This is a genomic window from Nocardia fodinahabitans (assembly GCF_052983615.1).
The window spans coordinates 4,141,174-4,167,381 of record NZ_JBRJJC010000001.1; the positions used below are offsets into that span (position 1 = coordinate 4,141,174).

Here is a 26,208-nt window from a genome sequence, read left to right on the forward strand (position 1 = left end):
CGGCCGACCCGGCAGCGTCCGCGACTGGTCGACGTCGAGTCACAACGGGTCTCGGTGCGGTGGCCTGCCGGACCGCAATGGCTGTGTCGGTGCGGGTTTCCGCCGTCAGGAGGTCGCGAGTTCCGGTGCGGCGGAGGTTTTCCTGGCGGGGCGGTAGGTGATCACGGCGTACACGATCACCGCGAACGTGGCCCACACGTAGGCGCTGCCGATGATCTGCTGCCACCACGCCCAGTCGAGTTCCTTGCCGCCGGAATGTGGCAGCACCCACTGCGGGCCGACGATGAACATCACGGTGAACAGCGCGACCACGGCGGTGAACCCCCGCGAGCGGCGGCGGGTGACCTGATCGACGGCGACGACCAGCGCGGGCGCGACCCACACCCAGTGGTGCGACCACGAGACCGGCGAGACCAGCAGCACGGCGGCGGCGTTGACCAGCAGCGCCGAGACGTCCTTGCCCGCGCCGATCAGCCGGTACATCCACACCGCGGCCAGCGCGACCGTCACGGCCGACAGCGCGATCCACAGCCCGGTGGCGACCGACTCGTCCATCCCGAGGCGGAACAGCGTGCCCTTGATCGACTGGTTGCCCGCGAAATACGGCGTGCCGATGCGGCCCGTGTCGGTGACCGTGTGGAACCAGTACTCCACCGAATCGGCCGGGAACAGCAGGAAGCCGATCCCGACCGCGCCTACGGCCGAGACGACCAGCGTGATCGACGCCTTCCAGTCCCGCTTCAGCAGGAAGTAGAGCAGGTAGGCCGCGGGGATCAGCTTGATCGAGACCGCGATGCCGATGAGCATGCCGCGCGGCCAGAACGGTTTGCGCACCAGGATGTCGACGGTGATCGCGGCCATCAGGATCAGGTTGATCTGGCCGAAGTTGAACGTCTGGCGGACCGGTTCGAGGAATTGGGCCAGGCCGAGTCCGGCGATCACCACGGTCAGCACCGCGATCCGGTCGAGTTCGGGGCGCAGCCGGACCAGCACCAGCCACAGCGCGATCCCCAGGCTCAGCAGCGAGGTCGCCAGCACGACGATCTCGGCCACCGGGATCGGCATCAGCGCCAGCGGCACGAAGAACGCGGCGGCCAGCGGGGGATAGGTGAAGGGCAGACCGAGGCCGTAGACCGGCGGCATCGGCCCGTAGAGGTCGCCGCCGTCGAGCCAGACCCGGGCGCCGTTGCGGTAAACCCGCAGGTCGATGTAGCCGTCCCACCAGTGCGCGAGCAGCGCCACGGCGGCCGAGACGACGAACAGGCCGATCGCCGCGGCCAGCCAGCGCAGCTGCCGGTCGCGGGTGGCCCGCTCGCGTGGGGGCGCCGTCGGTCCGGCAGGAGTGGAACTCGGCACCGCGTCATGCGCGGGCGCAGTCGACTCGACCTGCTCGGCAACCCCCGGACTCTCGTTCACGGCGTCAGACTAGCGGGTGCGTTGCCGAGCGAAGCGTAGGTGTGACCAGGCCGGGTGCGAGGTCTGTCACTTGTTCGCAACACGGGCCGGGGCGGGCGCGCTCCGCGTAGCCAATTAGACTCTGTAGTCAAGTTCCCCCCGGCCGAAAGGACCCTGGTCTCCCGTGACACTGCAGGTCGACACCGTCGCCACCGCCGCAGCCACCCCGGATGCTCCGCAGCCGTACAAGGAACTCGGTCTCAAAGACGACGAGTACGCCCGCATCAAGGAGATCCTGGGCCGCCGGCCCACCGATGCCGAGCTGGCGATGTACTCCGTGATGTGGAGCGAGCACTGCTCCTACAAGTCCTCCAAGGTGCACCTGCGCTACTTCGGTGAGACGACCACCCCCGAGATGAAGGCCTCCATGCTGGCCGGCATCGGCGAGAACGCCGGTGTGGTCGACATCGGCGACGGCTGGGCAGTCACCTTCAAGGTCGAGAGCCACAACCACCCGTCCTACGTCGAGCCGTACCAGGGCGCGGCCACCGGCGTCGGCGGCATCGTGCGCGACATCATGGCGATGGGCGCGCGCCCGATCGCGGTGATGGACCAGCTGCGCTTCGGCGCGGCGGACGCGGCCGACACCCGTCGCGTGGTCGACGGTGTGGTGCGCGGCGTCGGCGGCTACGGCAACTCCCTCGGCCTGCCGAATGTCGGCGGCGAGACCGTCTTCGACGCCTCCTACCAGGGCAACCCGCTGGTGAACGCGCTGTGCGCGGGCGCGATGCGCGTGGAGGACCTGCACCTGGCCTTCGCCTCCGGCGCGGGCAACAAGATCATCCTGTTCGGCGCGCGCACCGGCCTCGACGGCATCGGCGGCGTGTCGGTGCTGGCCTCGGACACCTTCTCCGGGGAGGAGACCGGCACCGGCCGCAAGAAGCTGCCCGCCGTGCAGGTCGGTGACCCGTTCACCGAGAAGGTGCTCATCGAGTGCTGCCTGGACCTGTACAAGGCCGGACTCGTCGTCGGCATCCAGGACCTCGGCGGCGCCGGGCTGTCCTGCGCCACCTCCGAACTGGCCGCGGCGGGCGACGGCGGCATGCACATCGACCTGACCAGGGTCCCGCTGCGCGCCAAGCACATGACCCCCGCCGAGATCCTGTCGAGCGAGTCGCAGGAGCGCATGTGCGCGGTCGTCACCCCCGAGAACGTGGACGCCTTCATGGCCGTCTGCAAGAAGTGGGACGTGCTGGCCACCGTCATCGGTGAGGTCACCGACGGCGACCACCTCGTCATCACCTGGCACGGCCAGACCGTCGTCGACGTGCCGCCGCGCACGGTCGCCCACGAGGGCCCGGTCTACGAGCGCCCGGTGCAGCGTCCCGACACCCAGGACGCGCTGATCGCCGACACCACCGCCACGCTGCCCCGGCCCAAGACGGCCGACGAGCTGCGCGAGACCCTGCTGCAGATGATCGCCAGCCCGCAGCTGTGCAGCCGCAAGTGGATCACCGAGCAGTACGACCGCTACGTGCGCGGCAACACCGTGCTGGCCGAGCACGCCGACGCGGGCGTGGTGCGCATCGACGAGGAGTCCGGCCGCGGCATCGCGCTGGCCACCGACGCCTCGGGCCGCTACACCAAGCTCGACCCGTACACCGGCGCGCAGCTGGCGCTGGCCGAGGCCTTCCGCAATGTCGCCACCACCGGCGCCACCCCGAAGGCCGTCACCAACTGCCTGAACTTCGGTTCGCCGGAGGACCCGGGCGTGATGTGGCAGTTCCAGCAGGCCGTGCGCGGTCTCGCGGACGGCTGTGCGGCCCTGGGCATTCCGGTGACCGGCGGCAACGTCAGCTTCTACAACCAGACCGGCAAGGACGCCATCCTGCCCACCCCGGTGGTCGGCGTGCTCGGCGTGATCGACGATGTGCACCGCCGCATCCCGACCGGCCTGGGCCTCGAGCCCGGCGAGTCGCTGATCCTGCTCGGCGAGACCCACGACGAGCTGGACGGCTCGATCTGGTCGCAGGTCGTGCACGATCACCTCGGTGGCGTGCCGCCGAAGGTCGACTTCGCCCGCGAGCAGCTGCTCTCGGAGGTGCTCACCTCGGGTTCGCGCGACGGCATGATCTCGGCCGCACACGACCTGTCCGAGGGTGGCCTGGCGCAGACGGTCGTCGAGGCCGCGCTGGCCGGCGAGACCGGGTGCCGCATCGTGCTGCCGGAGGGCTCGGACCCGTTCGTGCAGCTGTTCTCGGAGTCGGCCGGGCGTGTGCTCGTCGCGGTGCCGCGCTCGGAGGAGACCCGCTTCACCAAGATGTGCGACGCGCGGCAGCTGCCGTGGGTGCGCATCGGCGTGGTCGACCAGGGCTCGGACTCGATCGAGGTGCAGGGCCAGTTCTCGGTGACACTCGCCGAATTGCGCGAGGCGTTCGAGGGCACGCTGCCTAAGCTGTTCGGAGCGCATACCGCCTGAATCATCGGATGAGGAGTCGAGCTTGACCACAGCGGACACGAGCTCGACTCCCACCCCGGCAGCGCCTGACAGCCCGGTCGCGTCGGACACCCCCGCGGCGCCCGACAACCCGGTCGTACCGGACACTCCCGCAGCGCCTGACAACCCGGTCGTGCGCGGAATGCGTCTGGTCGAACGGTTCTTCCACCCGAACTACCCGGGCCTCATCGTGGCCACGGTGTTCTTCTGCTGGTCGCTGACGCCGTCGCTGCTGCCGCGTGACTGGTTCTTCCAGGGCTTGCTCAGCGGTATCAACGCCACCATCGGCTACGGCATCGGCTGCGCGCTGGCCTGGGCCTGGCGCACCTGGGTAGCGCCCAGGATCAGCCTGCCGGACCGGGTCACCGAACTCTGGGCGAAGCGGCCGAGCTGGACGTCGATCGCGGTGAAGTCCGCGATTGTGCTCGGCTGCCTGATCGTCTCGATCGCGCTGAGCATCCAGTCCGCGCACTGGCAGCACCAGATCACCGATCTGATGGGGATGGAACCGATCTCCGACTCGGGATACCCGCGCACCGTGCTGGTCGGCGCGGTGGTGGTCGGCTTGCTGATCTGGATCTCGCGCGGTGTGGTCCGGCTGGTGCGTGCCGTGGCGCGCGGCCTGAACCAGTGGGTCCGGATCCCGGCCTCGTTCGCGCGGCCACTCGGCGTGCTCATCGTGATGATCGCCGCCGTCCTGTTGTTCAACGGCGTGCTGGCGAAAGCCTTCTTCACCGTGGCGAATTCGGCGTTCAGCGCCCGCAACAGCCACACCTCCGCGCACGCGATCCAGCCGACGCTGCCCGAACGCTCCGGTAGCCCGGAGTCGCTGGCGAAGTGGGACACCCTCGGGTCGGAGGGCCGGTGGTTCGTGTCCAACGCGCCGACCGCGCTGGCGATCGGGCAGGTCACCGGCAAGCCGGCGCGCGAACCGATCCGGGTGTACGCCGGGCTGGAATCGGCCGACGGCTTCGAGGCGCAGACCGACCTGGCCGTCGCCGAACTCGACCGCACCAAGGCCTTCGAACGCGAAGTGCTGGTGGTGATCAGCACGACCGGCACCGGCTGGGTCGACTCGACCAGCGCCGAGTCGATCGAGCTGATGTACAACGGGGACACCGCCCTGGTGGCCACCCAGTATTCGTATCTGCCCAGCGCCCTGTCGTTCCTGTCCGACCGCGACAAGTCGATGACCATGGGCCGGCTGCTGTTCGACAAGGTGTACGACCGCTGGTCGGCGCTGCCCGAGGACGCCAGGCCCAAGCTGCTGGTCTACGGCGAGAGCCTCGGTTCGCAGGGCTCCGAGGGCGCGTTCTCCGGCCTGGCCGACATCCGCAACCGCACCGACGGCGTGCTCTGGGTCGGCCCGCCCAACTCGAACCGGCTGTGGGCGGAGTTCGTGCGCAGGCGCGATCCGGGCACCGAGGAGATCACCCCGATCTTCGCGGACGGTCTCTCGGTGCGCTTCGCCGCCGACGCGGATCAGCTGGCCCGGCCCTCGGACAATTGGACCGACCCGCGCATCGTCTACCTGCAGCACGCGTCGGACCCGGTGGTGTGGTGGTCGCCGGATCTGCTGTTCTCCGAGCCCGACTGGCTGCGGGAGAAGCGCGGACCCGATGTGTCCCCGGCGATGTCGTGGTATCCGATCGTCACCTTCTGGCAGGTCGCGGCGGATCTGCCACGCGCGCAGACGGTTTCCAACGGGCACGGCCACAATTACGGCAATGTGGTGCCCGACGCGTGGGCCGCGGTGGCCCAACCACCGGACTACACACCGGAACTGGCGGAGCGGATCAAGGCGTATCTGGTCGAGTCGGCCGCCACCGAGCATCAGCTGAAGTAACCGGGCCGGGCAGCGCCGAACCCCTCGATCGGGGCTGCCCGGACCCGGCTACGACACTGTTCGGAACGGATTGTGCTCGGCGATCAGCTGTTCCAGCCGCGCCTCGTCGATCCGGCCGATCAGGGACTTGGCCTCCTGCTGGTCGCGCACGACCTTGGCGAGGGTGAAGCAGCTGGTCACGAGGAACAATCCGGACATCGCGAGGAACCCGCGCTGCCAGGCGTCCAGCGGCAGGTAGGCGATCCCGGCGCCGGTGCCGATCAGGCTGACGCCGAAAGCGATCGCGGCCTGGACCATGTACGCCGAGGTGTTCTTCGGCTTGGCATTGGGTGTGCTCATGGAAATCAGTGTGCTGACCGGGAGATTCTCGCGGGCGCGTGAAACTACTCGAGTGCGATGGGTAGTTGCCGAACACCACCGGGAGTGACCGACCCGCCAGCCACAACGCCCCGCCGCGCCGAACCGGCCAGCCATACTGGGTTGGTGTCCGCGACCGGCTCCACCCTCGTGACGTTGCGTGCGCGCGGCGCCCGGCTGCTGCGCCGCGTCGAGGACGTCGTCGACCTCAACTACCCGGGTCTGGTTCTGGCGACGCTGTTCTTCGCACTGTCGGTGACGCCGTCGCTGGTCCCGCGCGACTGGTTGTTCCAGGGCCTGATCAGCGGGATCAACGCGGCGATCGGGTACGGGCTCGGCTGTGTGCTCGAGTGGATCTTCCGGCGCTGGGTGCGGTCGCGGATCCCGATTCCGAGCCCGTCGGACCGGCTGCGCTACGCGATCAAGGCGACCGTGCTGGTCGTGTGCGCGCTGGTCGCGGCGGTGATGCTGGTGCAGTCGGCGCGCTGGCAGCGCGAGATCACCTCGCTGATGGGGATGACGGGGACGACCACGTCCGCCTACCTGCGCACCGGCCTGCTCAGCCTGGCCGTCGGGATCGCCGTCGTCGCCGCCTACCGGACGATCCGGATCCTGGTGCTGGTGCTGGCCCGCTCGCTCAACCGCTGGGTGCGGGTGCCGCGTGAGCTCGCGCCCGCCGCGGGCGCGCTGGTGCTGGTGGTGTTCGCGGTGACGGTGTTCAACGGTGTCGCCTCGCGCGCGTTCTTCGCCGTGGCCAACTCCGCGTTCAGCGTGCGCAACGACCGCACCTCCGACTACGCGCTCCAGCCCGCGAACCCGGAGCGCTCGGGCAGCGCGGCCTCGCTCGCGCCGTGGCAGACCCTCGGCTTCGAGGGCCGCTGGTTCGTCGCCAACGGGCCGAGCGCCGACGACATCACCGAGGTGACGGGAAAGCCCGCGCGCGAACCGATTCGGGCCTACGTCGGGCTGGAATCGGTGACCGGCGAGCAGACCGCCGCGCAGCTGGCCGTCGCCGAACTCGAGCGGACCAAGGCGTTCGAACGCGAGGCCATGGTGGTGGTGACCACCACCGGGACCGGCTGGGTCAACGCGACGGCGGCGGGCGCGATCGAATACCTCTACGGCGGCGACACGGCGATCGTGGCCACCCAGTACTCGTATCTGCCCAGCGTGCTGTCGTTCCTGTCCGACCGGGAGAAGGCGGCCGCGGCGAGCTGGGAGCTGTTCGACGCGGTGTATGAGCGCTGGCTGGCCCAGCCGGAGGGGCAGCGGCCGAAGCTGTTCGTCTACGGGGAGAGTCTGGGTTCGCAGGGCTCGGAGGAGGCGTTCGAGGGGCTCGGTGACCTGCGCGAGAAGGTCGACGGCGCACTGTGGGTCGGGCCGCCGAACTCGAATCGGTTGTGGAGTCAGTTCGTCGACCGGCGTGATCCCGGTTCGCCCGAGGTGGCGCCGGTGTACGCCGACGGGCTCGTCGTCCGGTTCGCCGACGACGCGAGCGATCTCGGTCCCGCCGCGACCTGGCGCGCACCGCGCATCGCCTACCTGCAGCACCCGTCCGATCCGATCGTGTGGTGGTCGGCCGATCTGATCCTCAGCCAGCCGGACTGGCTCAGCGAGCCGCGCGGACCGGATGTGTCCACCCAGATGCGATGGGCGCCGTTCGTGACGTTCTGGCAGGTCACCGCGGATCTCACCAATGCCCAAGGGGTTTCGGACGGACACGGGCATCGCTACGGGAGCCTGGTGCTGGACGGGTGGCTGGCGGTCGGGGCGCCGCCGGAGGTGAGCGCTGATGTCGTCGAAAGCATCCGTGCCGCACTGGAAGCCGCGGATGATTACGAGCGGGCGGTCAAGTGAGCCGGATCGTGGCCGCTTTCGCTCTCCGGGACGGAGCGAGTACACCCGTTCTGCGGCAGCGGTTTCGGATGGCGGTCGCGCTCGGATTGCCGGTGCTGTGGAGCAATCGGCTGCTGCCCGCTTCGAGTCTTCGGCTACGCGGGCGGACTGCGGCCAACATCGGGTTCGCGGCGGGCTATGCGGCGGTCTTCGGCGGACGGCCGAACTGGTTGTCGGCCCGCGGTTTCCGGTGGGGCCTGGGCAGCGCGGCGCTGGTATTCGCCGGTTACGGTGTGGCGCTGGCTGTTCCGGCGCTGCGGCGGTTGCCGCTCGAGGTGGTCGAGCGGATGCCGGAGACCTCCACGTTCGAGTGGATCGTCCTGCACATTCCCGTCGGCACGGTGCTCGTCGAGGAGACGGTGTTCCGTGGCACGCTCGATCCACTGCTCGACGAGATCGCCGAACCGCGCGTCGCGGCGGCGATGGGCGCGCTCGATTTCGGGCTGTGCCATATCCGTCCGGCGCAGGCCACCGGCGAATCGGTGTCCGGGACCGTCGCGCTCACCACGCTCGCCGGTCTGGTTTTCAGCGCGCTGCGCAGGCACGCCGGCAGCGCGACCGCTCCCGCCCTGCTGCACTTGGCGATCAATGCCGGGGGAGCGTTGCTGCCGCTCGCGGCGCAGCTGATCGAAACGAGATCGGGACGCGGGGTCTAACCCGTCGTCGCCGAGCCGGCGCACCGCTCAGGCCGACCCGGCCGTACACCGGTCGCCTGGCACTGGGTGATCGCCTTGTCGACAGTGCGGACCATCCCGGGTGACTGCGAGTTGTGTCCGGATGCCACGGTTACTGCAATGACGCCGTGCCGGCAAATCCACACGGTGTGGTTGCCTTTGCGGGGTCGGCTGGTGCATTGCTCACGCGGTGGCGACGAAGCCTGCGACGGCGTCGGTGAAGGCGTCGTTGTCGTCGCCTGCGGCGGTGTGGGCGGCGGCGGTGATCTCGGCCAGGCGGGCGTGCGGGGCCAGGGCGAGGAAGGCGGCGGCGCCCTCGTCACTGACCACGTCGGACTTGCCGCCGCGCACCAGCAGGACCGGGATGGTGAGGGCTTCGGCGGCGGCTTCCATGTCATCGATGCGGGCCTGCGGGTTGTCCTCGAGGCCGGTGAGCAGGTCCGGGTCCCAATGCCAGTACCAGCGGCCTTCGCGCTGACGCAGGTTGCGCAGCAGGCCGTCGGCGTTGTCGGGGCGCGGGCGGTGCGGGAGGTAGGCGGCGACGGCGTCGGCGACCTGATCGAGGGTGTCGAAGCCGTCGCGGTGCTTGCCGAGGAAGTCCATGACCCGTTCCACGCCCGCGGATTCCGAGCGGGGCACGATGTCGACCAGGACAAGGGCCCGGATAGCGGCACCGCCTGGTTCTGCGGTGGCGAGCAGGCCGGTGATGCCGCCCATGCTGGCACCGACGACGACCGCGCCGTTGTCGGGGGTGGCGCCGAGCTGATCGAGCACGGTGAGCAGGTCGCCGACCATGGAGTCGCGGGTGTAGTCGCGCGTCGGTGACCAGTCGCTGTCACCGTGGCCACGGGCGTCCACCGCGACGACGTGCATACCCGCCGCGGCCAGGGCCCGGCCGGTGCGCTTCCACGAGTGCCGGTTCTGGCCGCCGCCGTGCAGCATCACGACCAGCGGGCCACCCGGGGCGCCGAAGCTGTCGGCGACCAGGGTCAGATCGTCGGAGCTGCGCAACCGCAGCGTCGTCGGTTCGGTCGGCTCGGTGGAACTCGGCATGACACCTCCTGAACGTAGTTCACTGGGCTGAACGTTGTTCAGAATGTAGCGTGAAGCCCCGATCGAAGGGAAGTGGGGACCAGTGGCCGAATCGAGCCGGGCCGAGCGCCGTGACGAGATCGCCGAGGCGAAACGCGCGATCATCCTGCGTGCGGCCAGGACGATCTTCGAGGCCGACGGTGTCGACGCGGCCAATATCCGGGCCATCGCCACCGCCGCCGGCTACACCCCCGGCGCGCTCTACGCCTACTTCCCGAGCAAGGAACACATCTACGCCGCCCTGCTCGGCGAATCGCTGGCCCGGCTCTCGGCCGAGGTGGCGGCGGTGACCGCCCTCGACGACCCCGCCGCCCGGTTCCGCGCCGCAGGCCTGGCGTTCTTCGACTTCTACGACGGCAACCCCCGCGACCTGGACCTGGGCTTCTACCTCTTCCGCGGCGGCATCCGCCCGCACGGCCTCGGCGCCGAACTGGACGCGGGCCTCAACGCGGCCATGCTGGCCGGCCTCGGCCCGATCGTCTCGGCCGCGATCGAACTCGGCGCCACCGAGGACCGCGCCCGCGTCATCACCGCCGACGTCCTCGCCCACCTGTCCGGCCTGCTCCTGCTCGCCCACACCAAACGTCTCGCCCTGCTCGGCGGCGTCGACGCCCGCCACATGATGCTCGAGTACCTCGACCTGCGCATCGACGCCCTCCGGGCCGGACGCGGCTGACCCGTCGCACCCCTTCGGTAGCGTTCCCGGGATGGCTGGACGTAAGGCGGTGGAGCCCGCGGCGGTGCGGGCGGCGGTGGTCGCGGTGGCGGAGTGGTTGCGGGCGGCAGACATGGCGGCGCCGGAGCGATCGGCGGTAGCGGCGGCGGTGCGGGGGACGGCGAGGTCGCTGGCGGCGGACGCACCGGGGCATTCGGTGGAAGTTCGGGTGCCACCGTTCGTCGCGGTGCAGTGCATCGAGGGACCACGGCACACCAGGGGGACGCCGCCGAATGTCGTGGAGACCGACCCGCGGACCTGGTTGTTGCTGGCCACGGGCCTGCTGGAGTTCGACGACGCGGTGGAGTCAGGGGTGCTGTCGGTGTCGGGCCTGCGTGCCGGGGAGATCGCGGCGTGGCTGCCGATCGTGCCGTTGTCCGGCACCGAATGAAGCGGTCCCGATCGGGAATCGGGCGGAACCTGTCCGGTGCATCGGCCGACGGAACCGGTCTCAGCGCACTCCGAACGCGGACAGCGCGGTCGATGTCTTCATCACCAGTCGGTTCTCGGTATCGCCGACCCGCACGAACCCGAAACGCGAATAGAACTCGCTTGCGGATTCATCGATGGCATCGACGACGATCAGACGGCCACCTGTGGTCTGGGCCGCTCCCAGGATCTTGGTGACCGCATCGATGAGCAGCTGTCCCCCGAGCCCCTGCCCGTGCAGGCTTCGATCGAGGGCGAACTTCGCCAGGAGAAAGGCCGGGACAACTTTCAGTCCGGAGGAGAGCTTCTGCGAGAGTCCGTCGACATCGCGCTCCACCTGGGTAGGCGCGATTGCATAGTAGGCGCGCACGGTCGGATCATCCTCGGTGATCCAGACATAGGTGCGGCTCGTCCAACGCTGTTCGGCCTGCAACGCCCTGCGCTGGAGCCACTCGTCGAGAACCGGCTTTCCACAATCGAACTCGCTGAGTTTGTGGTCGACGGTGATCGCCGTCGAAATCCAGGTCACCGGCGAACGAAGACTCGGGGCTTGGCTGCGGCCTTCGCCAGTGCCGTGGCCTCATCGGGTGAATCGAGCGATGACATCATCGCGTCGAACTGCTCGGCGGGCATCAGTGTCCGGCTCGACAGCGCCAGGATCCGGTCTGCGCGGTCGAAGGCCGCGGCTCGGATGAACTCGCTGAGAGTCTCGTTGACTGCGTCGGCGGCGGCTTGAATCTGGGTCTGTCGTTCTTTGTCGAGCCGGACTTCGACTCGTTGGGACTTGGTGGTCATATCGATGCCCTCCTCGGTGCGGCACGGGCCGACTATGCCTGCAAGTGTACGGACAATGTACGGATTGATCGACACTCTTGTCTGAGGACGGGACTCAGGCGTCGGCGTTCTTGCGGTGCAGGCCCTTGTAGTCGTAGTAGCGGGTGACGGTGACGCCACAGACGACCGCGATCGCGATGCCGAGCAGGGACATGCCGACGCCGCGGGCCAGGCCGGCCTGGAAATTGGCTTCGAAGTACAGGATCGAGCGGGCGCCGAGGAACACCTGGTGCATCGGCTCGAATTCGGCCAGCCAGGCGTAGTGGGGCGGGACCGCTTCGATCGGCACGGTGCCGCCGGAGGAGGGCAGGCCCAGGATGACGAACAGGATCAGGTTCACCAGCAGGCCCGCGCTGCCGAGGGCGGCGAGCGTCATCAGGCCGGTCCAGCCGACGGCGACCATCGCCAGCACCGAGAACAGGTACATCGCCAGCTGGTTCCCGATGGGCATCCCGACGATCTTCGCCGAGACAAGGAAGACCCCCGAGATCACCACCGCCGCCAGCGTCATCACGCCCCATTTGATGAGCAGGGTACGGAACCGGGAGATCGAGGCCGTCGGGTAGTGGACGAACCAGGGCCCGTACTCGGTGGGGACGAAGCCGAGCTGAGCGTCGACCATCGTGTGGATCACCATCGCGCCGACCATGCCCGCCAGCAACAGCAGCAGGGCGTAGAAGAACGCGGTCAGCCCCTCGCCCGAACCCTGCGGCAGCGGACGGAACTGCTGCGCCACCACATCGATCGGACTCTCCAGCGTGATCATCGCCGCGCCGGACACCTGCGGTGCCGGTGCGCCCTCCGGCGTCTGCGCGAGCGCGGCCCCGACCTGGTCGGTCAGCTGGGCGCCGACCTGCTTGTCGACCTCGGCGAGGGCCTGGTCACCGATGCGGTGCACGATCTGCACGCCGAACGCGCCCATGCCGGGATTGGTTTGCACGGTGATCACCGGGCGCTCCATCTCGCCCGCGACGATGCTGCCCGCGCCGAGAATGCCCAGCCGTTTGCTGAAGTCGCCCGGGATGATGATGGCGCCGTAGATCTGGGCGGTGCGCAGCATCTGCTCGGACTCGGCCTTGCCGACCACCCGCAGATCCACCTTGTCGGCGGGCACGTTCGCGATCAGCCCCTCGGTGACCTGCTTGCCGTAGTCGACGCGTTTCTGCTGGTCACCGGCGCCGGTGACATCGCCGACGTCCAGGTTGACCAGCGCGATCGGGAAATCGTGCAGATTCTCCTCGGGATCGGCGACGTAGCCGAGGTACATCACGCCGAGCAGCGCGGTGAGCGCGGTGAGGACCAGCGTGGGCACGGCCACCATCTGGGTCCAGCGACGCCGATCGAGCCCCGGTGTGGCGAACATCGCTCCGCCGGTCCGCGCGGGTCCGGAATCTTTCGGTTCCGACCTGGCGTTTTCACTGTCCGGACCGGTTCCACCGGGAGCAACGTCTGCGCTGTCGTCCGTCGTCACGTGCGCACGGTAACAGCTCCAGGCGGCCGATCGGTGGGTTCGCCGAGCGGTGATTGCTGCCGGGATGCGAGCGCGCGTACAACGTGGCCCTTTTCACCCGTAGAATGACGGGTGCCCCCAGCCCGCCCGAACAGGGAGCAAACGGTGAATGACCCCCACGAGCCCGAGAACGAGCCCCGCGAGGAGTGTGGCGTCTTCGGCGTCTGGGCTCCCGATGAGGACGTCGCCAAGCTCACCTACTACGGCCTGTATGCCCTGCAGCATCGCGGGCAGGAGGCGGCCGGTATCGCCGTCTCCGATGGCTCCCAGATCCTGGTCTTCAAGGATCTCGGCCTGGTCTCCCAGGTCTTCGACGAGCAGACCCTCGGCGCGATGCCGGGGCATATCGCCGTCGGTCACTGTCGCTACTCCACCACCGGTGGCGTCACCTGGGAGAACGCGCAGCCGATCTTCCGCACCACCGCCGTCGGCTCCGGCCTCGCGCTTGGTCACAACGGCAACCTGGTCAACACCGCCGAATTGGCCGGTCGCGCACGCGAACTGGGCCTGATCGGGGCGGGCGTGATCAACGGCCGCCCGCAGATGACCGGCGCGACCTCCGATTCCGACATCGTCACCGCGCTGCTGGCGCATGCCGCCGCCGACTCCAGCATCGAGCAGGCCGCGATGGAGCTGCTGCCGCAGCTGCGCGGCGCGTTCTGCCTGACCTTCATGGACGAGCACACCCTCTACGCCGCGCGTGACCCGCACGGCGTGCGCCCGCTGGTGCTGGGCAGGCTCGACCGCGGTTGGGTGGTCGCCTCCGAGACCGCCGCGCTCGACATCGTCGGCGCCGCGTTCGTCCGCGAGATCGAGCCGGGCGAGCTGCTGGCCATCGACTCCGACGGCGTGCGCTCCATGCGCTTCGCCAACCCCGAGCCCAAGGGCTGCGTCTTCGAGTACGTGTATCTGGCGCGCCCCGACACCACCATCGCGGGTCGCTCGGTGCACTCCACCCGCGTGGAGATCGGCCGCAAGCTGGCCAAGGAACATCCGATCGAGGCCGATCTGGTGATCCCGGTGCCCGAGTCGGGCACGCCGGCCGCGGTCGGCTACGCGCAGGGCTCCGGCATTCCCTACGGCCAGGGCCTGATGAAGAACGCCTATGTGGGCCGCACCTTCATCCAGCCGAGCCAGACCATCCGCCAGCTCGGTATCCGGCTCAAGCTCAACCCGCTGCGTGAGGTGATCCGCGGCAAGCGGCTCATCGTCGTCGACGACTCGATCGTGCGCGGCAACACCCAGCGCGCGCTGATCCGCATGCTGCGGGAGGCGGGCGCGCTCGAGATCCACGTCCGCATCGCCTCGCCGCCGGTGAAGTGGCCCTGCTTCTACGGCATCGACTTCGCCTCGCGCGCGGAGCTGATCGCCAACGGCACGGGCGCCGACGACAGCTACGTCGACATGGTCGAGAACGTGCGCCGCTCGATCGGCGCCGACAGTCTCGGCTACATCTCCACCGAGGGCATGATCGCCGCCACCGAGCAGCCGGCCACCCGGCTGTGCACCGCCTGCTTCACCGGCGACTACCCGATCCCGCTGCCGCAGGAAGCGGCCATCGGCAAGAACGTCCTCGAGGGCATGCTCTCGGGTCAGCCGGAGGCGAAGCTGCTGGGCGAGAACGTCAACGTCGATGCGCTGAGCAGGCCGTAGCGCCGCAACGCATCTCAGGAGGGGCCGGTCAGGATAAACCTGATCGGCCCCTCTTGCGCTGTGTACGTGAATAATTCCGGTAACCGATAATTACGTAAGATTAGTTCATAACATCCCCGCAATTTTTCGCTCGATTTGAAACTGGGCGGTAATGGTTCGCCTGTACGGTCCCCCGGTATATCGCTGGCTCACCGTGTGGTCGCCGCTCCCGTGATCCGGGCGCGGCGACGACGTGGCGTTCGAGAATGGGACCTGATGTTGAACAGTGCAATGAGCGCTCGCAAGAATCGCGCGAAACAAGTTGCCGCAGTAGGTGTCGCGGCGGTGGTCGCGGCCGCGCTGGCGGGTTGTGGTTCGGGGCGCACCGATGCGGCGGGGTCCGGCGCGGGGCTGGTCGTCGGCACGACGGACAAGATCTTCTCGCTCGACCCGGCGGCCGCCTACGACAACGGCTCGCTGCTCGTGGAGACCCAGATCTATTCGTATCTACTGAATTTCGCGCCCGGCGACACCACGCCCAAGCCCGACGCGGCGGAGAAGTGCGAGTTCAGCGCGCCCACCGTATACACCTGCAAGATCAAATCCGGGCTGAAATTCGCCAGCGGAAATCCGTTGACCGCCAAGAGCGTCAAGTTCTCCTTCGACCGGATGCTGAAGATCAACGATCCGCACGGTCCCGCCTCGCTGCTCGGCAATCTCGACAAGACCGACGTGGTCGACGATCTCACCGTCGCGTTCACGCTCAAGGTCGCCAACGATCAGACCTTCCCGACGATCCTGCCGACCCAGGCGGGCCCGATCGTCGACGAGCAGGTGTTCCCGGCCGACAAGGTCGCCACCGACGACGAGGTCGTCAAGGGCAAGGGCTATTCCGGCCCGTACACGATCACCAGCTACGACAAGAACAAGCTGGTCGAGTACCAGGCCAACCCGGACTACCAGGGCATCCTCGGCACGCCGAAGAACTCCACGGTCTCGACCAAGTACTACGCCACCTCCGACAACCTCAAGCTGGACCTGCAGAACGGCGCCATCGACGTCGGCTACCGCTCGTTCACGCCCACCGACATCGACTCCCTGCGTGCCGATTCCAAGGTGAAGGTCACCGACGGTCCCGGCGGCGAGCTGCGCTACATCGTGTTCAACATGAACACCATGCCGGGCAACACCCCCGAGCAGAAGCTGGCCGTGCGCAAGGCGATGGCGTCCTCGGTGGACCGCGAGGCGCTGGCTTCGGCGGTGTACAAGAACACCTATCAGCCCGCGTACGGCTATGTGCCGCAGGGTATGTCGGGTGCGGCCGAGCCGCTGAAGCAGCTCTACGGCGCCAAGCCGGACAAGACGCTGGCGGCGAAGTTCCTGGCCGACGCGGGCGTGGCCACGCCGGTGACGCTGAACCTGCAGTACAACCCGGACCACTACGGCTCCAGCTCGTCCGAGGAGTACGCCGCGGTGAAGTCGCAGCTCGAGGCGTCGGGCCTGTTCAAGGTGAACCTGCAGTCCACCGAATGGGTGACCTACCAGAAGGAACGGGCTTCCGACGGCTACCCGATGTACCAGTTCGGCTGGTTCCCGGACTTCCCGGATGCCGACAACTACCTCACGCCGTTCTTCGGCCCGAACAACTTCCTGCAGTCGCACTTCGAGAACCCTGGCATCAACGCGCAGCTGACCGCCGAGACCACCGAGTCCGATCCGGCCAAGCGGGTCGAGCTGCTGCAGAAGATCCAGACCGACCTGGCGCAGAACTTCCTGCCCACGCTCCCGCTGCTGTCGGGTAAGCAGGTCGCGGTGTCCAAGCCCGGCGTCTCGGGTGTCGATCAGACCCTCGACGGCTCCTTCAAGTTCCGGTTCACGGTACTGAGCAAGTGAGTGACGTTCCCGCCGCACCCGGATCGCTCATCCGGGTGCGGCGTTTCGGATGGACGCGCGGCGGGGGTTCCCGCCAGGTGGCTTTGCTGCGGTACCTGCTGATTCGGCTGCTGCTGATTCTGCCGACCGCCTGGTTGCTGGTGACGGTGGTGTTCTTCCTGATGCGGGTGATCGGCGACCCGATCAGCGCCGCCATGGGTGGCAGGCTGACCCAGGAGCAGATCGAGGAGCGCAAGGAGGCGGCCGGCCTCAATCGACCGATCCTGACCCAGTATTGGGAGTACATCACCGGCTTCCTGCACGGTGATTTCGGGCAGACCCAGGACAACCAGGCGATCAGCGATGTCGTGATCACCTACGGCGCGGCCACGTTCGAGCTGGTGTTCTGGGGCCTGGTCGTCGCGTTCGCGGTCGGCGTGCCGCTGGGCAGATACGCCGCGACACACCGGGATTCGACCTCGGACGCCGTGCTGCGGTTCTCCGCGGTGCTGGCCTACGCGGCCCCGGTGTTCTTCGTCGGCATGCTGCTCAAGCTGGTCTTCTCGGTGTGGCTGGGCTGGTTCCCGGTCGGCGGGCGGGCGAGTACCGAGGTGGAACTCGCGCTGCAGCACGTCTCGCCGAAGACGAACATCCTGATCATCGACTCGATCCTGTACGGCGACCCGGCCTATGTGCTCGACGTGCTCGAGCACGCGGTGCTGCCCGCCGTGGCCCTCGGGCTGCTCACCGGCGGCATCTTCCTGCGGCTGGTGCGGGTGAACCTGATCCAGACGCTGCGCAGCGATTACGTCGAGGCGGCCAGGGCGCGTGGGCTTTCCGCGCGCGTGGTCACCGGCAGGCACGCGGTGCGCAACGCGCTGATCCCGATCATCACGGTGATGGGCATGTGCATCGCGATGATGCTCGGCGGCGCGGTGCTCACCGAGACCACCTTCGAATGGAAGGGCCTGGGCTATCAGCTCGCCGAGTACTTGCGGGCGCGTGACTTCATCGCGGTGCAGGGCATCGTCGCGTTCATCGCGCTGGTGGTCGCGGTGATGAGCTTCGTCGTCGACGCCATCGTCGCGCTGATCGACCCGAGGGTGAGGTTCTGATGAGCACCGCAACGGTGAAGCGGCGCCGGATTCCCGGTGCCGGGCTGCTGTCGATGACCGCTGGGCTGCAACGGATCACGCTGATCACGGGACTGGTGCTGGTCGCCGGCTTCGTGTTCGTCGCGGTGTTCGCGCCGCTGCTCGCGCCCTACGGGCTGGCCCAGAACAGCGCCGACGGTGTGGCGTTCGTGCCCCAGCAGGGACCATCGGCCGAGCACTGGTTCGGTACCTCGGTGCGCAGTGAGGACGTGTTCTCACGGGTGCTGTTCGGCGCGCGCACCGCGCTGCTGGTGATCGTGATCGCGGTGGTGCTCTCGCTGCTGGTCGGCGTGCCGCTCGGGCTGCTGTCCGGCTTCGTCGGGCGCTGGGTGGACCGGGTGCTGGTGCTGATCATGGACGCCATCTACGCGTTCCCGTCGCTGCTGCTGGCCATCGTGGTGTCGATCGTCGTCGCCGGCGGCACGTCGAGCAGTCTCGGCGGCATGCTGTCGGCGGCCATCGCGATCACGGTCGTCTATGTGCCGCAATACTTCCGGGTCGTGCGCAACGCGACAGTGGCGGTGAAGACCGAGCCGTACGTGGACGCGGCGCGGGTCACCGGCGCCTCGACGGCGCGGATCATGTTCCGGCACATCCTGTCCAACGTCACCGGCTCGCTGCCGGTGATCATCACCATCAACGCCGCCGACGCCATTCTGACGCTGGCCGCGCTCGGCTTCCTCGGCTTCGGCATCGAGCCGACCCAGGCCGCCGAGTGGGGCTACGACCTGAACAAGGCACTCAACGACGTGTCCAACGGGATCTGGTGGACCTCGATCTTCCCCGGTACCGCGATCGTGCTCGTCGTCCTCGGGATGACGCTGGTCGGGGAGAGCATCGACGAGACGCTGAACCCGCTGCTGCGCACCCGGCGCGCGGTCACCACGGTGGACGAGAAGGAGAAGGTCGATGACTGAGACCGCCGTACGAACACCCGCGCTGTCGGTGTCGGGGCTGTCGGTGACCTTCGCCACCGACAGCGGGCCGGTCGCGGCCGTGCGTGAGGTGTCCTACGAGGTGTTCCCCGGCGAGGTGCTCGCCATCGTCGGCGAGTCCGGCTCGGGGAAATCGGTGAGTTCGCGCACCGCGATCGGGCTGCTGCCGCACACCGCCCAGGTGCGCGGGCTGGTCACCCTGGGCGACCGCACGGTGACCTCGATGACCGAGAAACAGCTGACCGCGCTGCGCGGCGGCGAGGTCTCGATGGTCTTCCAGGAACCCGCCCGCGCGCTCGACCCGCTGTTCACCGCGGGGTTCCAGATCTGCGAAGCCCTGCGCGCGCACAGCGGGATGAGTCGTAAGGATGCCCGCGCCAAGGCGATCGAGCTGTTGCGCACGGTCGGCCTGCCCGATCCGGAGCACCGGGTCGACTACTACCCGCACCAGCTCTCCGGCGGGCAGAAGCAGCGGGTGATGATCGCCATCGCCATCGCCTGCGAGCCCAAGGTGATCATCGCCGACGAGCCGACCACGGCGCTCGACGTCACCGTGCAGGCCGAGATCCTGGAACTGCTGCGCGACCTGCGCGACCGGCTGGGCAGCGCGATCGTGCTGATCACCCACAACATGGGGGTGGTCGCCGACCTGGCCGACCGGGTGGTGGTGATGCGGGCGGGCGAGGTCGTCGAGCAGGCACCGGTGCACGAGCTGTTCGCCAGTCCGCGCGCCGACTACACCAGGGCGCTGCTGGACGCCGTCCCGCATCTGGGCGCGGCGACCATCGAGCGGCCCGCCATCGACCCCGACGCCGAGCCGGTGCTCGAGGTGAGTGATCTGGTGGTCCAGTTCCCCGGGCCGTTCGGGCGTCCCGCGTTCCGGGCCGTCGACGGGGTGAGCCTGCGGATCCGGCCGGGGGAGACCCTCGGGCTGGTGGGGGAGTCGGGGTCGGGGAAGTCGACCATCGGGCGGTGTGTCGCGGCGTTGCAGCGGCCGACCTCGGGGCGGGTGCTGATCCGCGGGCAGGACATCGCCGAGCTGTCCCAGCGCAAGCTGCGGCCGATCCGGCGGCGCTTCGGGTTCGTGTTCCAGGACCCGGCCGGCTCGCTCAACCCGCGCCTGACCATCGGCGAGTGCGTGGCCGAGCCGATGGTGGTGCACCGCACCGGTGACCGGGCCGCCATCGGAGCCAGGGTCAGGACGCTGCTCGACGACGTCCAGCTGCCCGTGGGCACCGAGAACCGCTACCCGCACGAGCTGTCCGGCGGGCAGCGGCAGCGGGCCAGCCTGGCCAGAGCGCTGGTGCTCGATCCGGACCTGCTGGTGGCCGACGAACCGACCAGCGCGCTCGACGTCTCGGTGCAGGCGGCGGTGCTCGAGCTGTTCGCCCAGCTGCAACGCGAGTGCGGCTGGGCCTGTCTGTTCATCAGCCACGACCTCGCTGTCGTCGACCAGCTCGCCGACCGGATCATGGTGCTGCGCGAGGGATCCTGCGTCGAGGAAGGCGACAACGAACAGATCCTGCGCCACCCGCGCCACGACTACACCCGCCGCCTCGTCGCCGCGGTTCCGGTCCCCGACCCCGTGCAACAGCGCGGGCGCCGGGCTGAGATCGCCGCCACTTTCGCCACGGAGCTGGAACAATGAGCTAGGAGCCGCACGACAGCTGAACCGGCGGATCACTTAGAGTTATCAGGCATCTGTCCGCCGATTCGGTTTGGAGCTTTCCCCCACAATGACTGAACAGACCCCCAGCGGTGCCGGCGCTTCCTACGCTGCGGCAGGGGTGAGCATCGAAGCCGGTGACCGCGCCGTCGAATTGTTCGGACCATTGGCGAAGAAGGCCAGCCGACCCGAGGTGCAGGGCGGCATCGGCGGGTTCGCCGGTCTGTTCGCGCTCAAGGGTGGCTACCGCGAGCCCCTGCTCGCCGCCTCCACCGACGGCGTCGGCACCAAGATCGCCGTCGCCCAGGCGCTGGACAAGCACGACACCGTCGGCCTCGACCTGGTCGCCATGGTCGTCGACGATCTGGTGGTCTGCGGCGCCGAGCCGCTGTTCCTGCAGGACTACATCGCCATCGGCAAGGTCATCCCGGAGAAGGTCGCCGAGCTGGTTTCCGGCATCGCCGAGGGCTGCATCAAGGCCGGTTGCGCGCTGCTCGGCGGCGAGACCGCGGAGCACCCGGGCCTGATGGACCCGGACGACTATGACCTGTCCGCCACCGGCGTCGGCGTCGTCGAGGCCGACTCGGTGCTCGGCCCCGACCGTGTGCGCCCCGGCGACGTCGTCATCGCGATGGGCTCCTCGGGCCTGCACTCCAACGGCTACAGCCTGGCCCGCAAGGTCCTGCTCGACATCGACCGGATGTCGCTGACCGGCTACGTCGAGGAGTTCGGCCGCACCCTCGGTGAGGAACTGCTCGAGCCGACCCGCATCTACGCCAAGGACTGCCTGGCGCTGATCGCCGAGACCGATGTGCGCACCTTCTCGCACGTCACCGGTGGTGGCCTGGCCGCCAACCTGGCGCGCGTGCTGCCCGCGGGCCTGGTCGCCGAGCTGGATCGTGGCACCTGGAACCCGGCGCCGGTGTTCAAGATGATCGCGCAGCGCGGCCGGGTCGAGCGGGTCGAGATGGAGAAGACGTTCAACATGGGCGTCGGCATGGTCGCCGTCGTCGCGCCCGAGGACGCCGACCGGGCGCTGGCGGTGCTCACCGCGCGCCACATCGACTGCTGGACCCTGGGCCAGGTCAAGAAGGCCGCCGACGCCGACGCCCCGCGCGCGGTGCTGCTGGGCGATCACCCCAGGTTCTGACGCACGACGTTCACCACGTGAGCCGGGTCGCCACCACGACCCGGCTCACGTCTTTGTCGTGGTTTGTTTTGTTCGCCGTAGGAACGGCTATCCCTGACGAGTGGGTAGGTGCCCGTCGGCTCGGGGAGGTCGGGGCCCCGAGGCGGCGAACACGACGAGCGTCCTGTGTGTGCACAGGACGCTCGTCGTCTATTCGGATGTTCGCCGTACTGCTGCGAGCCTGGGTCGCTGCCGGAACAACGGTTGAAGGGGGAGGCCGCGTGGCCTCCCCCTTTTCACCGGCGTTCGATCAGCGACGCCAGCTGTCGTAGTCGTCGTCCTCGTTGTTCCAACGGGACGGCGAATCGTCTGCGTCGTGCTCATCGGAAATCACGCCGCCACTCCTTGGTTGGGAGTGGAGCGGAGTGCTATCCGACAGCTCGCGCTGAAGGCTCGCGAAGTCGGTCGGCGCGGAGCTGTACTTGAGCTCACGTGCGACTTTGGTCTGCTTTGCCTTAGCCCGGCCACGGCCCATGGCTGACCCCCTCGCGTCACTGCGGGGCGGCCTGGGGTTTGTTGGCGGCCCCGTTCGAATTAATACTCTTCCTGACAGACACTTTAGCGTGTGTTAGACGGTCGCGCTCCCAGGAGTGGGTGAAGAACTACCGAACCGCCGCCGTTTGCCCCTTCTTCGCCCAGACCGCACGGTCTCAGAGCACTCCCGGGATCGCCCGGATGACGCCGACTCGGGCATCGCCGCCGAGGACCGCAGTGGCCGCGAGCTCGGTGTGCTGATCGGTCCAATCGACCCCGAGCCTGCGCAGAATCGCCAGCGTCAGCGGCATCCGGGCCCGGTCGTGCCCGTCGTCGATCTTGTACGCGAAGGCCCGTCCGTCGGGGAGCGCGCCCGCATGGACACCGTCCGCGCCGATCTTGCAGAACAAGCCGGGGGTGGCCGCCATGGCCAGCAGGTCCGGGCCTTTCGTGCCCGAAATCACTCGCGGATTCGCCCGAACGGCATCGGCGATCCGGCGCGGCGCGGTACCGGGCTCGGCCGTGGTGAAGCCGGCGAACGCGCGCGCGAGGTTGATCAGCGAGACGGGCACGATCGGCAGGCCGCAGCCGTCGATGCCCAGGTCGGTCTCCGGTTCGCCGGTGACGTCGGCGACAGTGGCCAGCACGGCCTGCTGCAACGGGTGCTCGACGTCGAGATATCCGGTGCGCGGCCAGTCGTTGATCACGCAGGTGGCCAGCATCGCCGCGTGTTTGCCCGAGCAGTTCATGTACAGCGGGCTCGGCCCCGAGCCGGTGAGCGCGGCGGCGCGGGCACGCTCCTCGAACGGCAGGTCGGGCGGGCAGGCGAGGTCGGACGGGGTGAAGCCGTAGCGGTCGAGCAGCCTGCGGACCAGGGCGATGTGGTCCGGCTCGCCGAAGTGGGAGGCGGTGGCCACGGCCAGCTCGTCGTCGTCGACGGGGTCGAAACCATTGCGTAGCAGGGTCAACGCCTGCATCGGCTTGTTGGTCGAGCGCGGGAAGATCGGGCCGTGCACCTCGCCGAGTTCGAGCGTCGGCGTGCCGTCGGCGTCGAGCACGACCACCGACCCGCGGTGCACGCACTCCCGGAAGCCCGAGCGGACCACCTCGACCAGTTCCACGCTCATGGCCTGACCTCCACGGTGACGCCGGCCCGGGTTCGGGTGTGCCGGTCGATCTGCATGCGGACATCGTCGGAGATGGTCGGCTCCTCGGTGCGCAGCCGTTCGAGCAGGGCGGGGTCGGCGCCGGTGAACACGTCGCGCACGGTGATGCCGTGGCCGGGCACCCGTGTCACGCGGACCTCGTCACCCGCGCCGATCGTGCCCTCGGTCCGGACCCGGAAGTAGGCGCCGGTGTCGGACCGGAGCGTGAACCGCTTCACCCACTGCCGCTCGCCGGTCCACTGCTGGAAAGTCGAGCACGGGACGCGCGGTGCGCTGACCTCCAGCAGGGTGTCGCCGATGGCCAGGTGCGCGCCGAGCACCGCGTCGCTGATCGGGAGCCCGCTCAGCCGCAGGTTCTCGCCGAAAAAGCCCGCGGGAATCTCCCGGTCGAGTGCGCCCGCCCAGCGGTGCGCGTCCTCCGCGCCGTAGGCGTAGACGGCCTGGTGCACGCCGCCGTGGTTGACGGTGTCGCAGACGTGGTCACCGGCCAGGCCGAGCACGCCGACGGCGACCCGGCCGTCGACCGGGCGCTTGTCGATCGCGCTGCGGCCGACGCGGGTGCGCATCTCGAGTTCGGCGTGCACGACGCACACGGCCTCGACGCGGCCGGTATCACCGACACGCATGAGCGGGCGGCTCATCGCCCGCGCAGCCGGTCGACGGCGGCCCGGCCCGCCTGCACCACATCGTCGGCGGGGATCGAGTCGGGGTCGATGGCGGCGGCCATGGAACCGACCACCAGTTCGGTGCCCGCGGGGACCGACCGCTTGACCAGCGCCAGCGCGATCGGGCCGAGTTCGTAGTGGTCGACGACGGTGCCGAGCCTGCCGACCGTGCGGCCACCCGCGGTGACGTCGTCGCCGGTGGCCGGGCGTTCGTCGGCCGAGCCGTCCAGGTGCAGCAGCACCAGATTGCGCGGGGGCTTGCCCAGGTTGTGCACCCGGGCGACCGTCTCCTGGCCGCGGTAGCAGCCCTTGTTCAGGTGCACCGCGCCGTGCTCGTCGACGCCGCCGATCCAGCGGGCCTCGTGCGGGATGGTGCGCTCGTCGGTGTCGACGCCGATCCGGGGCCGCAGTTCGGCCACGCGCAGTGCCTCGAAAGCCCACATGCCCGCGGGCTCGGCACCGGCCTTGGTGAGCTCGGTCCACCAGTTCGTGAGCTCGGCGCGGGGGATGACCAGATCGAAGGAATCGGCGCTCGGCCACGGCATGCGGCGCAGGAATCCGCCGCCCGGCAGTGCCACAGCGGCGTAGACCTCGGGCAGTGCCGGGATCCCGAGCGTTTCCAGCAGCGTGCCGACGCGCGGACCGAGCAGGCTCAGCACGGCGTAGTCGGGCGCGGCCTCGGGCTTGGCATCGGCCCAGAAGACCATCTTCTGCAGGAACGACAGCAGTTCGGCGCCGCGCTCGGCCTCGGTGTCGAGCCACACGGTGCCGTCGAGATCGGTGAGCACGAAGTGGTGTAGCACGCGGCCGTTGAGATCGAGGTCCAGATTCTCGGCGCTGTGCCCGTCGGGCAGCGCGGCGATGTGCTGGCTGGTGATGGTGTGCAGCCAGCTCAGGCGCTCGGCGCCGGTGATCCTGGCGACGCTGCGATGCGAGCGATCGACCACCGCGACCCGCTGCGCGGCGGCCTTCTGTTCGCCGAACGGGTCACCGTAATGCCAGGCGACTGCGGCGTCCGGGGAACCCGGTGCGCCCGCGACAGCACCCGGAGTGTGGAGAACAGGACTGGGGGCGACGACCACCGACACAGCACCCACTGTAGGCGCGTCCACCGACACGCGCCGCAGCCGGGCGTCCGATTCGGCCCGCGAGGTCAGCGGCCGGAGGCGGTAGCGGAGCGTGACCACGCAGGCCGTCCGAGGATGCCAATACGCGCAGCCATAGGCATAACGGACCGATAACGCCTACGCTCGTCACATGGGAGAACGGGTTCTTGTGACACTCGACGGCGCGGTCGCTGATGCGGACGCGCCGTCGCTTTATGCCGACGACATCGGCGCTCTGCGCGGCGATGGCGTCTTCGAGACTATTTTGGTGCGCGGCGGCACGGCGACCGCGCTGGAGTTCCATCTCGCCAGGCTGCGGCGGTCGGCGCAGGCGCTGGATCTGCCGGAGCCGGGGCTGTCGAAGTGGCGCTCCGCGGTGGAAGTCGCGGTCAAGGAATGGGGTTCCGAAGAAGAAGGCTTGCTGCGGCTGATCTATACCCGCGGCCGCGACTCGGAATACGACGCTCCGACGGGCCTGACGTCGACGGACCCGAAGCCCACCGCGTACGTGCTCGTCTCCCCGGTACCGGCGCGCGTCGCGACCGCCCGCGCCGAAGGCGTCAAGGTGATGTCGCTGGCCCGCGGCATCTCGGTCGACCTGGCGCAGGCGGCGCCGTGGCAGCTGCTCGGCGCGAAGACGCTGTCCTACGCGACCAATATGGCCGCGCTGCGTTTCGCCCGCCGGATGGGCGCCGAGGACGTGATCTTCCACAGCACCGAGCACCGCGTGCTCGAGGGCCCGCGCTCGACCGTGGTGATCGCCCGCGACAAGCAGCTCATCACCCCGCCGGCGAAAAGCGGCGTGCTGCCCGGGGTCACTCAGCGTTCGCTGTTCGCGGTCGCGGAGAGGCAGGGCTGGGAGTGCAAGTACCAGTCGCTGTTCACCGCCGACCTGTTCGACTGCGACAGCATCTGGCTGCTGTCGAGCATCACGCTGGCCGCGCGGGTGAATCAGCTCGACGGTGTGCGCATGTCGGCTCCGGACAACGCGCAGGAAATCATCGATATGGTGGATCTGGGGATCGAGCGGCCGGGGACCATCGGCGACTGGTGAGTCGTGTGAGGGGCACGGGTGGGCGTGCCCCTGCGGCGCCGGAGATTCCC

General features: G+C 69.0%; 23 protein-coding genes. 13 read left to right on the top strand and 10 right to left on the bottom strand.

What is annotated here, in order from left to right; genetic code table 11:
• Positions 1 to 105: 105 nt before the first annotated feature.
• A complete protein-coding gene (locus tag NV348_RS19335) occupies positions 106 to 1,416 on the bottom strand; it encodes a glycosyltransferase 87 family protein (protein WP_447148153.1) in 1,311 nt (436 codons plus the stop codon).
• A 163-nt stretch (positions 1,417 to 1,579) separates the two neighbouring features.
• Here NV348_RS19335 and purL point away from each other — a divergent pair, with 163 nt between their 5' ends.
• Both purL and NV348_RS19345 read left to right on the top strand, forming a co-directional pair.
• On the top strand, positions 1,580 to 3,874 hold the full coding sequence (gene purL, locus NV348_RS19340; protein ID WP_447148154.1) for a phosphoribosylformylglycinamidine synthase subunit PurL: 2,295 nt from the start codon (positions 1,580 to 1,582) through the stop codon (positions 3,872 to 3,874).
• 22 nt (positions 3,875 to 3,896) lie between these two features.
• Positions 3,897 to 5,738, top strand: a complete 1,842-nt coding sequence (locus NV348_RS19345) for an alpha/beta hydrolase (RefSeq protein ID WP_447148155.1) — start codon at positions 3,897 to 3,899, stop codon at positions 5,736 to 5,738.
• A 48-nt stretch (positions 5,739 to 5,786) separates the two neighbouring features.
• Here NV348_RS19345 and NV348_RS19350 read toward each other — a convergent pair whose 3' ends face one another.
• Entirely contained in the window at positions 5,787 to 6,077 is a 291-nt protein-coding gene (locus tag NV348_RS19350; protein ID WP_447148156.1) for a YiaA/YiaB family inner membrane protein, read from the bottom strand.
• Between the two features lie 141 nt (positions 6,078 to 6,218).
• Here NV348_RS19350 and NV348_RS19355 point away from each other — a divergent pair, with 141 nt between their 5' ends.
• Complete coding sequence (locus NV348_RS19355; protein WP_447151092.1) at positions 6,219 to 7,952, top strand: alpha/beta hydrolase; 1,734 nt, start codon at positions 6,219 to 6,221, stop codon at positions 7,950 to 7,952.
• A gap of 68 nt (positions 7,953 to 8,020) precedes the next feature.
• Positions 8,021 to 8,647: a CPBP family glutamic-type intramembrane protease gene (locus tag NV348_RS19360; protein WP_447148157.1), complete on the top strand. Its 627-nt coding sequence runs from the start codon at positions 8,021 to 8,023 to the stop codon at positions 8,645 to 8,647.
• A 201-nt stretch (positions 8,648 to 8,848) separates the two neighbouring features.
• Here the strand turns inward: NV348_RS19360 and NV348_RS19365 are convergent, their stop codons facing one another.
• The gene (locus NV348_RS19365) at positions 8,849 to 9,718 is read right to left on the bottom strand and encodes an alpha/beta fold hydrolase (RefSeq protein WP_447148158.1); all 870 of its coding nucleotides are present in this window, start codon (positions 9,716 to 9,718) and stop codon (positions 8,849 to 8,851) included.
• 82 nt (positions 9,719 to 9,800) lie between these two features.
• On the opposite strand from NV348_RS19365, the gene NV348_RS19370 reads away from it, so the two are divergent.
• Positions 9,801 to 10,433 carry a TetR/AcrR family transcriptional regulator gene (locus NV348_RS19370; RefSeq protein ID WP_447148159.1) on the top strand — a complete coding sequence of 211 codons (633 nt, stop codon included), beginning with the start codon at positions 9,801 to 9,803 and terminating at the stop codon, positions 10,431 to 10,433.
• 31 nt (positions 10,434 to 10,464) lie between these two features.
• Complete coding sequence (locus NV348_RS19375) at positions 10,465 to 10,863, top strand: sterol carrier family protein (protein WP_447148160.1); 399 nt, start codon at positions 10,465 to 10,467, stop codon at positions 10,861 to 10,863.
• Positions 10,864 to 10,923: 60 nt separating this feature from the next.
• On the opposite strand, the gene NV348_RS19380 is transcribed toward NV348_RS19375, so the two are convergent.
• The 3 genes from NV348_RS19380 to NV348_RS19390 form a co-directional block, all read right to left on the bottom strand.
• Positions 10,924 to 11,334: a GNAT family N-acetyltransferase gene (locus tag NV348_RS19380; RefSeq protein WP_447148161.1), complete on the bottom strand. Its 411-nt coding sequence runs from the start codon at positions 11,332 to 11,334 to the stop codon at positions 10,924 to 10,926.
• Between the two features lie 92 nt (positions 11,335 to 11,426).
• A complete protein-coding gene (locus tag NV348_RS19385; protein WP_447148162.1) occupies positions 11,427 to 11,771 on the bottom strand; it encodes a type II toxin-antitoxin system TacA family antitoxin in 345 nt (114 codons plus the stop codon).
• Between the two features lie 19 nt (positions 11,772 to 11,790).
• Entirely contained in the window at positions 11,791 to 13,098 is a 1,308-nt protein-coding gene (locus NV348_RS19390; protein ID WP_447148163.1) for a YhgE/Pip domain-containing protein, read from the bottom strand.
• Between the two features lie 252 nt (positions 13,099 to 13,350).
• On the opposite strand from NV348_RS19390, the gene purF reads away from it, so the two are divergent.
• The 6 genes from purF (at position 13,351) to purM (ending at position 21,654) form a co-directional block, all read left to right on the top strand.
• Entirely contained in the window at positions 13,351 to 14,898 is a 1,548-nt protein-coding gene (gene purF, locus NV348_RS19395) for an amidophosphoribosyltransferase (protein WP_447148164.1), read from the top strand.
• Positions 14,899 to 15,153: 255 nt separating this feature from the next.
• Positions 15,154 to 16,770 (top strand): ABC transporter substrate-binding protein, encoded by a 1,617-nt coding sequence (locus NV348_RS19400; protein ID WP_447148165.1) that lies wholly within the window; start codon positions 15,154 to 15,156, stop codon positions 16,768 to 16,770.
• Positions 16,771 to 16,847: 77 nt separating this feature from the next.
• Positions 16,848 to 17,864, top strand: a complete 1,017-nt coding sequence (locus NV348_RS19405; RefSeq protein ID WP_447151093.1) for an ABC transporter permease — start codon at positions 16,848 to 16,850, stop codon at positions 17,862 to 17,864.
• On the top strand, positions 17,864 to 18,820 hold the full coding sequence (locus tag NV348_RS19410; protein ID WP_447148166.1) for an ABC transporter permease: 957 nt from the start codon (positions 17,864 to 17,866) through the stop codon (positions 18,818 to 18,820). Before NV348_RS19405 ends, NV348_RS19410 begins: the two co-directional genes overlap by 1 nt.
• Positions 18,813 to 20,486: an ABC transporter ATP-binding protein gene (locus NV348_RS19415; RefSeq protein WP_447148167.1), complete on the top strand. Its 1,674-nt coding sequence runs from the start codon at positions 18,813 to 18,815 to the stop codon at positions 20,484 to 20,486. The genes NV348_RS19410 and NV348_RS19415 overlap by 8 nt, the downstream gene beginning before the upstream one ends.
• 88 nt (positions 20,487 to 20,574) lie before the next feature.
• Positions 20,575 to 21,654, top strand: coding sequence for a phosphoribosylformylglycinamidine cyclo-ligase (gene purM, locus NV348_RS19420; protein ID WP_447148168.1), 1,080 nt, complete (start codon positions 20,575 to 20,577; stop codon positions 21,652 to 21,654).
• A 289-nt stretch (positions 21,655 to 21,943) separates the two neighbouring features.
• Here purM and NV348_RS19425 read toward each other — a convergent pair whose 3' ends face one another.
• The 4 genes from NV348_RS19425 to ygfZ form a co-directional block, all read right to left on the bottom strand.
• Positions 21,944 to 22,168, bottom strand: a complete 225-nt coding sequence (locus tag NV348_RS19425; RefSeq protein ID WP_189030048.1) for a DUF3073 domain-containing protein — start codon at positions 22,166 to 22,168, stop codon at positions 21,944 to 21,946.
• Positions 22,169 to 22,343: 175 nt separating this feature from the next.
• Positions 22,344 to 23,294, bottom strand: a complete 951-nt coding sequence (locus tag NV348_RS19430; protein WP_447148169.1) for an asparaginase — start codon at positions 23,292 to 23,294, stop codon at positions 22,344 to 22,346.
• Positions 23,291 to 23,959, bottom strand: coding sequence for an MOSC domain-containing protein (locus NV348_RS19435; protein ID WP_447148170.1), 669 nt, complete (start codon positions 23,957 to 23,959; stop codon positions 23,291 to 23,293). Before NV348_RS19435 ends, NV348_RS19430 begins: the two co-directional genes overlap by 4 nt.
• An 11-nt stretch (positions 23,960 to 23,970) precedes the next feature.
• Positions 23,971 to 25,086, bottom strand: coding sequence for a CAF17-like 4Fe-4S cluster assembly/insertion protein YgfZ (gene ygfZ, locus NV348_RS19440; protein WP_447148171.1), 1,116 nt, complete (start codon positions 25,084 to 25,086; stop codon positions 23,971 to 23,973).
• A 169-nt stretch (positions 25,087 to 25,255) separates the two neighbouring features.
• Here ygfZ and NV348_RS19445 point away from each other — a divergent pair, with 169 nt between their 5' ends.
• Positions 25,256 to 26,158 carry an aminodeoxychorismate lyase gene (locus tag NV348_RS19445; protein WP_447148172.1) on the top strand — a complete coding sequence of 301 codons (903 nt, stop codon included), beginning with the start codon at positions 25,256 to 25,258 and terminating at the stop codon, positions 26,156 to 26,158.
• The last annotated feature ends 50 nt before the right edge of the window (positions 26,159 to 26,208 follow it).